The sequence below is a fragment of the Streptomyces sp. NPDC057280 genome (genome assembly GCF_042668605.1).
Taxonomy (GTDB): domain Bacteria; phylum Actinomycetota; class Actinomycetes; order Streptomycetales; family Streptomycetaceae; genus Streptomyces.
In genome coordinates, this window is record NZ_JBHUYR010000010.1 from 1 (window position 1) to 15,060 (window position 15,060).

Here is a 15,060-nt window from a genome sequence, read left to right on the forward strand (position 1 = left end):
GTCTGCTCCGCAGACACGACGCGCCGCCGCTACGCGGCGGTTTCCGCGCTGCGCGCGGAAGGGGCGGAACTCCGTTCCGCCTGCCGGATCACTCCGTGATCCGGGGAATCTGACCTCCGGTCAGATTCGTTCCGTGGCGGCCTGCTCCGCAGTCCCCCGCGGAACCTGACGCCCCCTCCGGGCGCGTCAGTGGCAGCAGCAAGGAGCGGGGGCGGGTTTCGGTCAGCCCAGGCGGCCGGCGACATCGCCGCCCGGATCCGCAGCCTTGGCGACCGGCAGGACCGGCTCGCTGTCCCACACCGTCACCTCCACAGCCCCGCCCGCGACTTCCAAGGTCAGCAGGCACGGGCCCGGGGCGTACTTGCGGGCATTCGTGACCAGCTCACTCACCACAAGCTGCACCACGCCCATCACGCGGTCCGACACCGGAAGCCCGTGCAGCGCCTGAACATCATTCAGGAAAGAACGAGCCAGGTCACGTGCCTCGGCAATCTCTGCAGTGTCCTCGAACGTCGCCGACACCGAGATCAGCTCACCGGTGAGGGCCTCTCGCCCCTCACCCTCTTCCGCCTGCATCATGCAGCCCGCCTTGCGCCATGAGCATCTTCACCGACCTAGACCGGTACCCACGATAGTCGGCCACAGTCGCGATCATAACCGGCCACTTCCGGTCACTTTCGGAGAGATCTAGTGTGTCACTCTCATGATCGGATCGAGTCTGGGATGATGACAGGGTACCCAATCGCGTTGACTGCCCACGTGAGAGGGGCTTCATTTTGGAAGTCGGATGGAATCTGGGTTGAGACCGGATTCCCTCTGAATACACACGAGAATGCGAGGCATTGTGGCTCAGATGGAACTGCGTCCGCACCAGGCTGAGGCCGTCGATAACGTCGTTCGCATTCTTGGAACTCCGGCCGGTGGCCATATGCCGCCCGAGGGCCTGCGCACGCAGGTAATCGCCGCAACCGGCTCCGGAAAGAGCCTGATTGGTGCGGAGTCCGCGCGTCGTCTTTCTGCTCGCCGGGTGCTGGTGGTGGTGCCGACGCTGGATCTGCTGACGCAGATGGCCGGCGCCTGGCGTCGGGCGGGCCGCACGGGCGCGATGATCGGCGTCTGCTCGCTGCGGGCTGAGGAAAGCCAGGGCCTGCCGTGCACGACCGATCCTGACGAGCTGGTGGCGTGGCTGGAGGGGCTGGAGACCGTGACGGTCTTCGCGACCTACGCGTCGGTGGGCCTGCGCATCTTGCAGCGTGCGCACGCGGCCGGGCTGGGGGTGTGGAGCCTGATGGTGGTGGACGAAGCCCACCGGACCAGCGGTGACGGGATGAAGCCGTGGGCGGCCGTGCACGACCAAGCGCAGCTTCCTGCCGAGCGGCGGCTGTACATGACGGCCACGCCGCGTGTGTGGGAGGCGGAGGGTGAGCGGCCCCGGCTGGTCGCCTCGATGGATGACGGGTCGCCAGTATTTGGGCCGGTGGCGTACAAGCTGACGCTGTCAGAGGCAGTGGGGCGGGGGATTGTTGCCCCCTATCAGGTGCTGTGTCTGGACATCCGCGATCCGGATCTGTACGCGGCGATGACGAGCGAGGACACCGGATCGGACGCCGTGCGCGGGGCCCGACTGGCGGCCGTGCAGATCGGTTTGATGCGCGCTGCCGTTGAGGAGCGGTTTCGGCGGGTGCTGTCGTTCCACAGCCGGGTGGGTGAGGCGGAGGCGATGGCGGCCGCGGTACCGGTCACCGCGGGCCGGCTCGCCGAGGACGACCCCGACACCTACCCGCCCGCCCACCAGGTCTGGGCCGACTGGCTCTACGGCGACCACACCCCCGGACACCGCCGCCAGGTACTGGACGAATTCGCCTCGGATTTCCTCGGAGGCGAAGCTTTTGAGGGCCGGGATGTTAGGGCGGAATTGCGGGTCCTTTCTTCAGTTCGCGTTTTGGGTGAAGGCGTCGATACCGCCGAGTGTGATGCAGTCCTATTTGCGGATGCGCGCGGTTCGATGGTTGATATCGTGCAGATGGTAGGGCGTGCGCTGCGGCTGCATCCGGAACGCGGGAAACTGGCGACGTTGATCGTTCCGGTATTCCTCGGACCGGACGAAGACCCGAATGAACTGCTCACTTCCAACGCCTATGACACCCTGTCGAAGGTGCTTGGAGCCCTCCGGGCGCACGACTCTGACACCATCGAGGCCCTCGCCGATCCCCGCCTGCGCAACAGCAGTTGGCGGTCTGAGGATGTCGACGGCGAGGGCCTAATGCAGGACGCTGACGGGGAGGACGGCCAGGAGCAGGACCTGGTTCCTCCGGTGGGGGCCGCGGCGGCGGAAGTGCTGCGGTTCACTGAAGAACGGGACCCGGCCGCCCTCACCCAGTTCGTCCGGCTGCGGGTCATCGACCCCGAGCGCGCGTACTGGCTGCGCGGCATCGAGGCCGCCACGCGGTGGCTGCGCGAGATGGGGAGCACCGAGTTGCGCGTGCCGTACACGTTCGTCTGCCCTGAGGACTGGGATGGCAGTGCGAACCATCCGCTGGGGGTCTGGGTGGCGGATCAACGCCGCTACTACGCGGCCGGGACCATGGACGCCAAGCGGGTCACAGAACTGACGAACTTGGGCATGGTCTGGTCCGTGCACGCCTCCGCGTGGGAGGCCGGCCTCGCCGTCGCCCGCGACTACGCCAACGTCCACGGGCACCTGCTGCCCGGCAACTCCGCGGTCTGGGACGGCTACGCCCTCGGGACGTGGCTGAAGAACCAGCGAGCAGGCGCCAAGAAGGCGCGTGAGAACGCCGCACGCCGCGCGAACGGGGAGACCGGCGTCTCGTATGCCGGGGAGCTGTCACAGGCCCGTATGGAGGCGCTGGAGGAGATCGATCCCGGGTGGGCCCCGGAGTGGGAGATCAGCTGGGCACGCTGCCTGCGGTTGCTTCTTCTCCACGCCCAGGCTGGAGGCGCGCTGCCCGGCGAGCCGGGTGAGCTGGTGGTGCAGGGCGAGGATCTGGCGGTGTGGATCGCCGGGCAGGTCGCCGGGTGGGACAAGCTGGCCCCGGCGCAGCAATACCTGTTGGAGAGCCTCGGGGTGGCCCCCGACACCGCAGGACCCGAGGTACGGCCGGTGCGGCGGTCACAGGACGAGCTGTGGGAGCGGAACATGACCGCCGCCCGCCAGTTCCACGCCCGCGAAGGACACCTGCGCGTACCCCGCCAACACCGCGAAAACGTCGACGGCGAACTGCTCGGACTCGGGTCGTTCATCTCCAACGCCCGCCGGCGCGCTGCCAAGCTCAGCCCCGAACGACGCGACGCCCTCAACGATCTCGGGATGCGCTGGTAGACGGCTGAGGCGGGCAGAGAGGGAAGGCGGGGACCGGGTTCACTCTCCCGACCGAGGTTCTTCCTGCTCCTCACCCAGCTTCGCCAGCCACCGGGCCGTACGGCGCGTCTCGACATGCTCCGCACCCAGCACCCGACGCTGCACCGCCAACGTCTCCTCCCCCAGTACGCGCGCCTCCCCCACCCGCCCCGCATCCCGCAAAAACACCGCCAGGTTGTTCGCCGTGCGCAGCGTGTCCGGATGCTCTGCTCCCAACACCCGACGCTGCACCGCAAGCGTCTCCTCCCCCGACGCCACGGCCTGATCCGCTCGCCCCACCTGCGCCAGATCGGCAGTCAGGTTGGACGCCGTGCGCAGTGTTTCCGGGTGGTCTGCTCCCAGCACCCGACGCCGCGCTGCCAACGTCTCCTCCCCCAACACCACCGCCTCCCCCACCCGACCCACATCCCCCAGACGGATCGCCAGGTTGGACGCCGTGCGCAGTGTTTCCGGGTGGTCTGCTCCCAGCACCCGACGCATCGCCGCAAGTGTCTCCTCCCCCAACACCACCGCCTCCCCCACCCGACCCACCGCCGCCAGACGGTTGGCCAGGTTGGACGCCGTCAGCAGCGTGGCCGGATGCTCTGCTCCCAGCACCCGACGCTGCACCGCAAGCGTCTTCTCCTCCAGGGCGAGGGCTTCCTCGTACCGCCCCAGCGCCTGCAGCTCCACGGCCAGGTTGACGGCGCTGGCCAGGGTGCGGGGATCCTCGTCGCCGTAGAGGCGCTGCCTGCGATTAAGGGTGTCTTCGTACAGGGCGCGAGCACGTTCGTGGTCCCGGGTGTCGTAGTAGGCGCGCGCCAGATTGTGGGTGGCCCGCAGGGTGTCGTCGTGGTCGGGGCCCAGCTGCTGCAGGCAGGCGTCGTAGAGGCGTTGCAGGCGTTCCCGGGCGGGGCGGGGCTGCCGGCGATCCATCAGATACCAGCACGCCTGTCCCACCACATCCCGTCCCTGGCTGGTGGTGAGCTGTGCGGGGTCGAGGGCCAGGGCGTGCGGGAGCAGGACCTGCCAGGCCGGCCACCACCGCGGCTCCCTCGGGTCGCCGGGGTAGGCCGCGGTAAGGAGAGCTTCGGCATCCACCCCCGCCTGATCACGATCGGAGCGAGTCATCTGGCCGGTGAGCAGGTCCTGGGTGAGGCGGTGCAGTTGCACGGTGCCGTCCTGGATCCGGGCCAGACCGTGGCGTGCGATGGCCTCCACCGCGTCCACCGCCGCCAACCGCGACCCCACCGCCTCCCCAAGAAGCGCGGACGCCTGCTCGGGAAGCCGGCCGGCGCACGAAGTCAGGGGGAAGGGTTCGGGGGCCAGCAGCGCCAGCGCATCCACCACCGCTCCCGCCCCGGGATGCTCGGCCTTCAGGCTGGTGCGGTTCAGGTGAACCTGCGCGGCCAGACCGGCCGGATAGCCGGGCGGAGGGTTGCGCTTCATCACCTCCACCAGGTTCGCCGCCAGCTCCTCCTTCAAGTCCGCCGCCGACAACCCCCGCACCAGAAGCGCAGCAGCCTGCGTGAGCGCGAGCGGAAGGTCACCCAGGGCGGCAGCAATGGCGTCGGCATCCACATCGGTGAGGACCGCGCCCTGCGCGCGCAGCAGCGCCACCGACTCAGACCGGGAAAGGGTGTCGACATCGACGGGAACGGCATAGCTGGTCCACAGGGGGGTGCGGGAGGTGATCAGCACATGCCCAGGACCACCAGGCAGGAACCGGGCGAGAGCGGCAGGGTCTTCGGCGTTGTCGAACACCAGCAGCCAGCGGGACATCCCTCCCAGCTCCGCCAGCAACAGCTCCACCGCCTCGGCCGGTGCTGTACCCGCGGGCGCGATCCCGGTACGGGCGGCGAGCGCGGCGAGCTGGTCGGGGATCAGGGCGGGGTCTTCCGAGGTGATCCACCAGGCGAACTCGTACTCGCCGGCGAAGCGGTAGGCGTACTCCAGGGCGAGCTGGGTCTTGCCGACCCCGCCCCGGCCGTGCAGGGCCTGTACCGCAACCCGTTGCCCGGACGCGAGCGCTTCCCGCAGCTGCACCAGCATGCTGTCGCGGCCGGTGAACGTCGCGTTGCGTGCCGGAAGGTTGCGCACCCGCGGCAAGGAACCCGGCAGACGCGGCCCCGTACCACCAATCCTCGACAGCATCCCCGGCGGCCGCCCCGGCGCCCGCCCAGGACGAGACGGACCATTCACCGCACGCAACAGCGCCTCACGCGCTGCCTGGTCATCCAGACCGAACAGATCAGTGACGATGAACGAACTCAGGATCGCGGGCGTGGGGGTCTTCGCGATCCTGACCGGGGTGATCTGCTTCTGCCGGGCCAGCATCGCGGTCCACTCCGGGGTGGTGAACCGCTCCGGCTCGAAGTAGGCAGGAGAGAACAGGGCCAGCATCCGCCCCTGTTCCAAGGCCGCGTTCATCTTCAGGATGAAATTCTCTCCGGCGCCCCAGTCCCAGCAGTCCAACTCAACTTCGTGCCCGGCGTCCAGGAGCTGCCAGGCGACCCACTCCGCCCATGCCCTGTCCGCACCCGCATGACTGACGAACCACACCCCGTCCGACGTGCCGTCAGACACCCCCGCACCGCCACCCATCACGCCCCCGAACCCCGCAACGCGCTGAACCACCCAGCGTAGAACGCACCCACTCACCCGGACCCGGACTTCACCCGCCCCAGTCCAGGAAAGGGCGGATTTCAGTGAGAGATGCCGCCGTTCCGCATGGAGGCACGGGAGGACGTGGATCCCGGCTGGTGACTGAAGTGGGAGATCAGCTGGGCCCGCGGTCATTGTGACGCTTGTCAGCACCTGGGTAGTGGTGGCGCAGTGCTGAGACGCGCGCGTCGACAGCCCTGACGTCCCGAGATGAGCTGTCGAACTCGACCTACCAAGGGGGGCGGATGTCGCGGCGTGCTTCGGGGGTCTGCTCGGGCAGGGCTGTGTCTTGGTCAGTGCGGAGCAGCATGCCCGGGTCGGGTTCGAAGTCCTCATTGGGCGGCGCCGGCTGGTGGAAACGCTCCGTGCGCGCAATGGGGATTTCCACCAGTCGGCCCTCGTGGAACATCCATAGCCCGAAACAGTCGTCGTCCTGGTCGCGAAGCAGAATTTGCACCGTATGCGGATACGGCCACGGCAGCGACTCCAGGTGCCTGAGCAGACCCTTGCGGGCACGCACTTTCTCCAACTCCAGGGCCCACCCGAACTCGTAGCCCCAGTGCCCCGCTATCGGAACGAAGCGACCTCGCCATGTGCGCTGCGGGTCCTCCTGGGTCAGCGGTTCCATCACCTCGCTCGACCAGCGAGCGAGCACGATGACCTCGGCGTCTCTACTCATGTCGGAGTATCACCGCATCCCCCTGATCCACCGCAACCAGATTCCTCAACCGACCGACGCAGGCAAGGGCGAGCGGATTGACGAGCCTCTCAGCGCCCTCGCCATGCGCCGGTGAAGGCGGTGCGATCTCGCCCATGGGTGCGAGACCTGAGCCGAAGCAGGATAGATGTCACGTTGGCAGGCGGGCTGCAACCTGAAGCATCCCGACGACGCAAGCCGGCTGCCCCTCAGCACTTCGGCTCAGGCGGCCGGCGCGGCGCCGGAGCCGGTGACACCCACCGCGCTGGGCTGGTCGCAGGTAGCGTGCCGATTCGGTGACAACCAAGGTGCTTAGCCCGATCGAAGTCGCTGGTCAGCGGATGCCGTTGGTGACAACTATCGTGCTTCGGCACATCGCCGTCGCCCGCGACTACGCGAACGTGCACGGGCACCTGCTGCCGGGCAACTCCGTGGTCTGGGACGGCTACGCCCTCGGGACGTGGCTCAAGAACCAGCGGGCGGGGGCCAAGAAGGCGCGTGAGAACGCCGCCTGACTGCGTGTGCGCGCCGGACTGCAGGAGACTCACACGGCGTCGTCAGATCGCATCTCGTCAAAGATGGGCAGCCAAGGCTCAAGACCTTGAAGCGCCCGTACAGCCTTTTCCACCAGGGCCGGCGAGTATGATTTCTGCTTCCTTAGACGGCTTGCATCATCATCAGTCAACTGACCACCAATACTTCCGTCGATATACTGCTCGAAGAAGGGCCCATTAAATTCGAATTGAGTCTTATATACTGGAATGTGCGGCTCAATGGGAGGCTCCCAGTTCCCCAGTACTCGCCACGTCCCATTCTTGATGAATAGGTCCATCGTCTCGACAGTGAAATCTGGCCGCGACGATGAAAGCCATTCCGGATCAAAACTTTCGATGGATTCCGATCGACCCGAATATACTGTAGTGAGAATATTCCCTGCCCGCATTTTCAGGATGATGTGCCCCATAGCTGGCACCCCATCCGTCACGGGAATGAGAAATACATCATTCTGTCGAAATCTCACGGGCATGGGACGGTACCTCCAGCCGCCTTGTAGCGAGCATCACTCATCTGAACACGCTTGTTTTCCAGGATGTACTTTCCGCCTCCGGCGCGCATCCAGCTCTCCTCAAGAACGTCTAGGTCGGTACCTGGCGTCGCCCGGCCAAGTACTTCAAATGTATAGGTGGAGGCGGGATGTGCTTTAGCATGCTCACCCTGCCTTTTCAGATATCGCTCCCAGCTCTTCGCCTGCCCGACATACTCCTTGCCGGTGATCAGATCGGTACGAAGATACACGACACCGGGCGGAGGAGTGGGGGTGGAGTTGTGAACCAGGACCGGCGTGTTCCCGGCCAGTGCGTAGTACGTATGGAGGCCATCGACGGTAAGGTTGCGCGTTTCCTGCCTGAGGTGGAACGAGCGAGTTGCATCGACGGTGACGACCGCGCCGGAGTTCGTGCGCAGGGTCATGTTCTTCTTGAGGTCGACTGTGTTGACCCATGCGTGCTCTGAAGGTGACCAGAAAGGGTGATGGTCAGTCGCGGTGATCTCACCGGTACCATCACTCGTTCTCACCGCTACGTCCGTGAAGTCCTTATCTTCCTCAGTGATAATGGTGGCGAGAACGGTGCGGGCTTCTGTCTTGCCGGTTTCAGGATTGGTGGCGATTACCTTGTCGCCGACCTTGATGTCCTTGATGGGCTTCTTCGTGCCGTCCGCCATGAGAATCCCAGTCTCCGGCGTAAAGCTGTTCAAAACCTTGCAGACGTCAGCGAAGACCTCTAGATATGCATCGCCCAGGACACTGCGCGCCAGCTTGAACTTCGACGCCATGATGAGCTCTGCGCCGACATCGATACAGGCGATTGCGTCGCCGTCAAGGCAGTCTTCCCCGCCTGAAATACCGAGCAGTTCCTTCTCGAACTGCCACAGCTGCTTCATGCTCTGTGCGAAGGCTGGCCCACTGGCCGAAAGCTCGCATGTAATCCAATGATGCTGGCACCAACGGACCGGACGTTCTTCCATTTCACAGGGAAGCCCATGACACCGATATTGCTCGGCCGCTGTCATGTCGTCCTCTGGTTCCCCGTACGATTCGTGATTCTTTTCGTAGGTAGTGTTCGCAGAGTCCTTGGACTTGCCCGGTTCATGACCCGGCGTCGTATTTTCCTTACCCGGCCCTGGGCGTGTCGGGCAGTCTGGGTCGTTGCACAGTCCGGTCGGATCGGACTTGTTGACGGGGTCATTACCGCCATAGCTGTAGGCGGACAAATTCTGCGGGTCGTACGGCAGGCTGAGCGGGTCGGTACTGAGGAAGCGGCCAAGGCGGGGATCGTAGGCGCGGGCGCCGAGGAGGGACAGGCCGGTGCTGGTGTCTTCGGCCTTACCGAGGAAACCGTTGTTGGTGCCGGTGGGCAGGGTGCCGCTGCGTTCGTCGCCGAAGGGGGTGTAGCGGCGGCGGGTGGCGACTCCGGTGGTGGCGTCGACGGCGAGTTGGGTGGAGGCCTGGGTGTCAGCCAGCAGATAGGTGAGTTTCCCGCGGGCGTCGGTCGCACCCTGCGTTGTGCGCATCGCCACGGTGGTGGTCCCGCTGGTGTAGTAGCGGGTTGCGGTGACCGTGGTTCCGTCGGTGGTGCGCAGTTCCATGCCGCCGATCGAAGCGACGGTCTCCTGGGGGGTGGTGCGGAGTAGGAGACCTCCATCAGTGTCGTAGCTGTAACTGGTCTGTTCGCTGCCGCTGGAGGTGGTGGTCTTGACCGTGGCGAGCTGGCCGGTCTTGGTCCAGTCGTAGTCGGTGGTCTTGCCGCTCTCGACACGCGTGTCCATCTGGCCGGCGTTGTCGTAGAAGAAGCTCTCGGTCGCGGTCGTGGTGCCGGAGGTGATCGTGTTGATCTTGCGCACGCCGTGCGGTTGTTCGGCGTTGGCGGTGGTCCATGTGCCGGAGTCGTCGTAGCCGGGGTAGAGGTAGTCGCGGGTGGTGGCCGTGCCGGCCTTGTTTGTGTCTGTAACGGACTGCAGGTTGCCCAGGCGGTCGTAGGTGTACGCCGTCTGGTAGGGGTCCTGCCCGGTGAAGTCTGACTTTTTCTGGCCGAGACAGGTGTCCCCGTGTGTGAATGCGCTGGTGAGGCGGGCCTGATCGTCGTATGTGAAGCACTGGGATTGAGCGGTCTGGCCGCTGGCTGATTCCCGCAGTCCGGTCAGTTTGCCGGCGAAGTCGTAGCTGTAGGTGTCCTTTTGCGCTTCACCCTTGACGGCGCCTAGTGGGCCGGAGTTGGTGGTGGTGGAGATGCTGTTGAGCCAGCGGGTGCCATTGTCATCGCGGTAGTCGTAGGAGCGCTGGACCGTGGCGCTGGTGCTGGTGGCGACGGCGGAACCGTAGTAGCGGTCACTGAGGCGGCCGTAGGCGTCGTAGACGGTCGTACGGACGTAGCTTTGCCAGTCGGAGGTGAGGCTGCGGGGCTGGCCGTAGGCGTTGTAGCTGGAGGTGACGGTCTCCGCGTCGAGGCCTCCAGCCTTGGGGTAGGTGATAGAGGTGATGTGATCGGCCGCGTCGTAGGTGTAGCTGGTGGTGTAGTCCCCACCCAGGCCCGTGACGGCGACAGGGATGGTGACGGTGGTGCTCAGCGGGCGGCCGCGGTCGTCAAAGCTGTTGGTCTTTGTCGTAAAGCTCTTGCCGCTGATGTCCCGGCTGGCCGTCGCGGTGATCTGGCCCTTGCCGCCGGTGACACCGTCCCAGCCCCAGGAAGCGACCACGTTGCCGCCGCTGGTCAGCGAGATCTTGCGGCCCAGATTGTCGTAGCCGTAGGTGAGGACGGTCTTTGCCCAGCCGGTGGTGTCGTCGAAATCACGGCTGATCTTGCTGATCCGGCCGTTGGCGTCGTACTGCGTGGTGGATTTGCCTGCGTCCGGATCCTTCGTCTCAGTGCGCTGGCCCGCCCAGTCGTAGGTGTAAGTGGTGGTATTGCCGCGGGAGTCGGTGATGTTCTCCAGGCTGCCCTCGGCCGTGTAGCCGTACTGGGTCGCAAAGGTGGAGGTGCCATTGTGCTCGACGACTTTCGACGTCTGCCCGAACACGTTGGTGTAGGTGTCTACGTCGCCGCGCTCCGGCTGCGAGACGGTGGCGTAGTCACCGTGATAGGTCGTGCTTGACCAGGCATAGAGCCCAACGCCGCTGCCGCCGCCCGTGATGATCTTCGAATACGTGGTGCGACCAGCCCAGTCCAGAGTCAGGTCAGTGTAGGACGGTAGGTCCTCGACCTTGGGGCTGACTGGTCCGCCAGAGCCCGCGGTGCCCTGATTGCGAAAGACGGCCGAGGTGCCGGTGACGTTGCCGGAGGTGTCATAGCGGGTGACCGCAACCTGCCGGTTGGGCACCTCCGCCCCGGAAGAGTCCACGCCGTCCGGAATCGGAGCTTGCACCTCCCGGGCGCGGCCCAGACCGTCGGAATAGGCGTAAGCCGTCAGGTAGGTGGTGCCGGACTGCAGGGTGTGGCTGGCCACACGCGGGAATCCGTCGACCGAGTCCGGGACGCCATTACTGGTGACGGTGGGAATGCTGTAGCTGTACTTCAGCGAGGGTGAAGTACCGCCGGTCTCTGTCGGCCTCCACACCTCGATCGGGCGGCCAGCGGCATCCAGGGTGACCTTGCTGATCTTCCCGTTGGGGTTCCTGCTCTGATACGGCACACCCCAGAAGCGGGAGGTCCACACCGTGCTGCTCAACGCCGGCCGCAAGTCGGTGACATCGCTGCTGGGCTTGGGTGTGGTGGTGGTGACGCCGTCGACGGGCCAGGTGTTGGCCGGGTTGTAGGTGGTGGTGGTGCGATTGTGGTCCGCATCCTCGGCCCAGGTCGAGCGGCCAGCGTCGTCGTAGCCGAACCGCGCCTTGAGGAAGTCGGTCGTGCCGGCGCTGGCGTGGTTGCGGGTCTCGGTGGGGTTTCCGTCGACCGGCTTGTTGCCGGCCACGTCGGCGGCGTTGTCGTAGAGGATGACCGCGTAGCCGTCCTGGTTGGCCCCGGCACGGCCGTCGCAGCCGCTGCCGCCGGTGTCGTAGTGGCGGGTCTCGTCGGTCAGGACCATCCAGCGCTGGATTTTGCTGCCGTCGTAGTAGTCGGTGTTGTAGGCGCGGCCGAAGGTCGTGCACTGGTTGTCGGAGACACCTGCCTCGCCCTGGTCGTCGGTGCGCAACGGCAGGCCGTAGGTGCCGGAAGCCGGTTCGGCGGCGTCGTATTCGTTCTGGACGACGTGGGTGCGCCAGCCGGTGGAGATCTTGCTCAGGGTGGTGGTCTCGTCCTCGCGGACGAAGCGAGCGTCGGGCAGGCCCTTGTAGGTGGAGGTGACGTGGTCCCAGTAGTGGTGGAAGACCCGCTCCTGGGAGCTGCCGGTGTCGTCGCGCTGGGAAGTTTCGATGGTCTTGCCCTGCAGCCAGGGCGAGTCGGTGTAGGCGGTGCCTTCGCCGTCGTAGACCTTGACTGCGCGGGTGGTGGAGGTGTCCTTGGCGGTGCGGTCGCCGTCCAGGCCACGGTAGAGCCAGTGGAACGTGGAGTGCTTCACCGTGCCGGTGCCGGAGGTGACCTCGACCTTCTGGTAGCCACGCCAGTCCGTCCAGGACTCGTCGGCGTCCTTGGTCAGAGGGTCATTGCCAAAGCGCCAGCCGGCGCCGCCCTGGTAGTCGTAGCTGGTGGTCATCTTCGGCGCGCCGTCCTGGCTGTCGGTGACCGTCGGGTCGACGGTCACCGACATGACCAGGAACTTCTTGAACCATCCGGTCTTCGCCTCGGTCGCGCCCTCCGCAGTCCACTTCTGCCTGAAGCAGTCCTTGGTGTTGGAGGCCTCGCTCGGCAAGGCGTCGATGCTGCACGGGTTGGGCGAGCCGTAGTCGACGGTCGTGGTAGCACCCAGATCGCCATGGATCTCGTTCACACGGCGGAAGTTGAGTTCAGTGGAGCCGACCTTGTTGTCCAGGTCGACGCCGTTGAAGTTGATCACCGGCAGCACGATGTCCGTGCCGGTGCCGTACGTCTTGCGCTGGACGTAGTCCAGCCACAGCGTCTTCCCGATCGAGCCGTCAGGGTTGGGCAGCCCGTGCTTGGTCTGGTACTGCTGCACCAGATCCCAGCCGCTCATGTCCGTCTTCAGCACGAACGTCTTGATGTCCCACAGCATGTCCTTGCTGAAGAACGTCGGGTAGTAGGTTTTGCCCGCGCAGTAGTAGTCGGCCGAGGTGCCGTCACACATCAGGTCGACCGGCACGTCCGGGTACGAGGTCGGCGTGGAGGCGATCGAGGGGCAGGCGCCCGGCTCGCTGCGCAGCGGATCGGCGTCCGACATGCGTTCCACGCACCGGCCCACATGCGTCAGCTCGACCCGGCCGGTCGGCTTGGACCCGCTGATCTGGGTCGGCCAGCCGTACTCGATCGCGCTCAGGTAGCCGCCCGCGGTGTAGGAGCGGGCCTTGTCGGTGTTGGCGACCGAGCGGTAGTAGTTGCTCTCCTTGTCGTAGAAGTAGGCCGACTCGACCTCGTTGGCGTCCACCGTGCGGTCCAGGCTCCACCGCCAGGCCTGCGTGCACGGCTCGGGGAACTGGGCGTGGCAGGGCTCCCCCGCATCGTTGCCGACGACCGGCACCGTGTACACAGAGCTCGTGGCGGCGCCGGTGCGCTCCGAGCGGCCCCAGCCGAAGTAGTAGTGCTTGCCGTCCGGGGTGGAGATCACCCAGTACTCGTCGTCCGCACCGTGACCGCCGTCCAGATGCTGCACCCGCCAGCCCGGATCGTCCTGCAAGTGGTAGGAACCGGTGCCGGTGTTGTCCTGCACCAGCGTCGAGGACACGCCGTTGAGGTTGATGACATAGACCGCGCCGTCCGGCTCATCGGTGCTGTTGGGCGAGTCCCAGCACAGGTCTCCGATCGTGGACAGGCCGTCCTGGCTGCAGTTGCGGTACTGGCGCTCGATGAAGCCGACGCTCAGGTCCCAGCCCATGCCGACCCAGGACGCCTGGTTGTTCGTGGCCGAGGTACGGCCGTCCACCGACTGCGAGTTGTAGGACAGCGCCAACGATGGCGCCTCCCCCATCGCCGGCTTCGGCAGGCTGACGGGAAGGTTGTAAGTGAAGGCTCCCGACCCGGTGGCCACCTCCCACGAGCCGGTCGGGGAGAGGGTGGAGGCGCGGTAGTCGCCCTTGTCCGACGAGGAGCCCGTGTTCAGCAGGAACGTGGAGCCGGAGGCGGTGCCCAGCTGCGTGGACAGGCCGTCACTGTCCGGCTCGGCCGTCACCGTCGCGGTCAACGTGCCCGTGGCGGTGTCGTTGTCGACGGGGACGAACTCCCGGTCCGTGCAGCCTTCCGCCTCCGGCGTCTGCAGTGCGCAGTCCGGGACCTTCACCAGGCGCAGCCGGGAGGCAAAGTCACCGCCGTAGGCGTACTTGAAGCCCGAGTAGTCGATGGCGATCTGCACCTGGCCCGCCGCGGGCACGCCGTCGGTGCGGGTGACCTGTACGCCCAGACCGACACCGCCGGCCGGAGCGATGTCGTCACGGTCCAACACCCGCACATCCACCTGATCCGGCGACACCGCATCCCCGGCAGGCTCGCCGGCACCTTCCGACGCTGACGGTGAGGGCGGCGACGACGGATCGGTGCTGGGGTCACCGCTGGCGGGCGCGGCCGCCGCATCGGCGCTCTGCGACGCGCTGGGCTCCGCGGTGGCGGACGGTGTCTCCTCCGTGGCCAGCCGGGATTTGGCAAGCTGGGTGGTGGCTTGCTCGTCTGCTGGCAGCGGCGCGACCTCGACGACGTCGGCGACCTCGGTAGCGGCGTCCTGGCTGGGCGTGGCAGAGGCGGAGGCAGAGGGCTCCGGTGTGACGGTGCCCGGCTCCCCCGGCTCGGCCTGCGACAGATCCACCGTCGCCTGCGCCGCCGCCGGCCAACTCGGCTCCGGCAGCGCCTTACCGGCCTCCTCGGCCTCCTGCGCTGGTACCGCTCCCAACGACTGCGACGGCACCAGGGGCGTGGAGCTCCCCGAGTCCGCGGCCGCCGACGGTGGGGACAGCACCGTCCCGGTCGACAACAGGCCCGCCATCACGGCGCCCGCAATCGTCACGGACAACCAACGCGCACGCCGAGCAGCCACTCGAACCCCCGCCCCACGCGACCTTGCACACGCGTGCGCAAGCCGCAGACCAATGAGAAACACCCGACCACCGGAATCGGGACGGCCGTGCTCCCCAGCACGCTGACGCCGCCCCGAGACGAAAGTTGATCAGTGAAGCGAGACAGTAACTGCCTTGAACATCCTGTGAACAGAGGACCAAACGGACGGTTCCACCCCCCGCCGGTGACCC

General features: G+C 66.4%; 6 protein-coding genes and 1 pseudogene. 2 read left to right on the plus strand and 5 right to left on the minus strand.

Annotation, left to right across the window (positions count from 1 at the left end; genetic code table 11):
* Positions 1–249: 249 nt before the first annotated feature.
* Positions 250–579 (minus strand): annotated as a pseudogene (locus ACFUO4_RS37620) (ATP-binding protein); the annotation flags it as partial.
* 274 nt (positions 580–853) lie between these two features.
* Between ACFUO4_RS37620 and ACFUO4_RS37625 the strand changes: the two are divergent.
* Positions 854–3,340 carry a Helicase associated domain protein gene (locus tag ACFUO4_RS37625; RefSeq protein ID WP_383493440.1) on the plus strand — a complete coding sequence of 829 codons (2,487 nt, stop codon included), beginning with the start codon at positions 854–856 and terminating at the stop codon, positions 3,338–3,340.
* A 39-nt stretch (positions 3,341–3,379) separates the two neighbouring features.
* On the opposite strand, the gene fxsT is transcribed toward ACFUO4_RS37625, so the two are convergent.
* Positions 3,380–5,944, minus strand: a complete 2,565-nt coding sequence (gene fxsT / locus ACFUO4_RS37630; protein ID WP_383493443.1) for an FxSxx-COOH system tetratricopeptide repeat protein — start codon at positions 5,942–5,944, stop codon at positions 3,380–3,382.
* 307 nt (positions 5,945–6,251) lie between these two features.
* Entirely contained in the window at positions 6,252–6,701 is a 450-nt protein-coding gene (locus ACFUO4_RS37635; protein WP_383493446.1) for a hypothetical protein, read from the minus strand.
* Positions 6,702–7,069: 368 nt separating this feature from the next.
* Between ACFUO4_RS37635 and ACFUO4_RS37640 the strand changes: the two genes are divergently transcribed.
* A complete protein-coding gene (locus ACFUO4_RS37640) occupies positions 7,070–7,234 on the plus strand; it encodes a helicase associated domain-containing protein (protein WP_383493449.1) in 165 nt (54 codons plus the stop codon).
* A 29-nt stretch (positions 7,235–7,263) separates the two neighbouring features.
* Here the strand turns inward: ACFUO4_RS37640 and ACFUO4_RS37645 are convergent, their stop codons facing one another.
* Together ACFUO4_RS37645 and ACFUO4_RS37650 are read right to left on the minus strand one after the other, a co-directional pair.
* On the minus strand, positions 7,264–7,683 hold the full coding sequence (locus ACFUO4_RS37645) for a hypothetical protein (RefSeq protein ID WP_383493452.1): 420 nt from the start codon (positions 7,681–7,683) through the stop codon (positions 7,264–7,266).
* Between the two features lie 53 nt (positions 7,684–7,736).
* Positions 7,737–14,819 carry an RHS repeat-associated core domain-containing protein gene (locus ACFUO4_RS37650; protein WP_383493455.1) on the minus strand — a complete coding sequence of 2,361 codons (7,083 nt, stop codon included), beginning with the start codon at positions 14,817–14,819 and terminating at the stop codon, positions 7,737–7,739.
* Between the last annotated feature and the right edge of the window lie 241 nt (positions 14,820–15,060).

What these genes read in the sequence shown, in the direction of transcription:
- ACFUO4_RS37625 (WP_383493440.1), top strand. Translation starts at nt 854, where the DNA reads ATGGAACTGCGTCCGCACCAGGCTGAGGCCGTCGATAACGTCGTTCGC.
- ACFUO4_RS37635 (WP_383493446.1), bottom strand. Translation starts at nt 6,701, where the DNA reads ATGAGTAGAGACGCCGAGGTCATCGTGCTCGCTCGCTGGTCGAGCGAG.
- ACFUO4_RS37645 (WP_383493452.1), bottom strand. Translation starts at nt 7,683, where the DNA reads ATGGGGCACATCATCCTGAAAATGCGGGCAGGGAATATTCTCACTACA.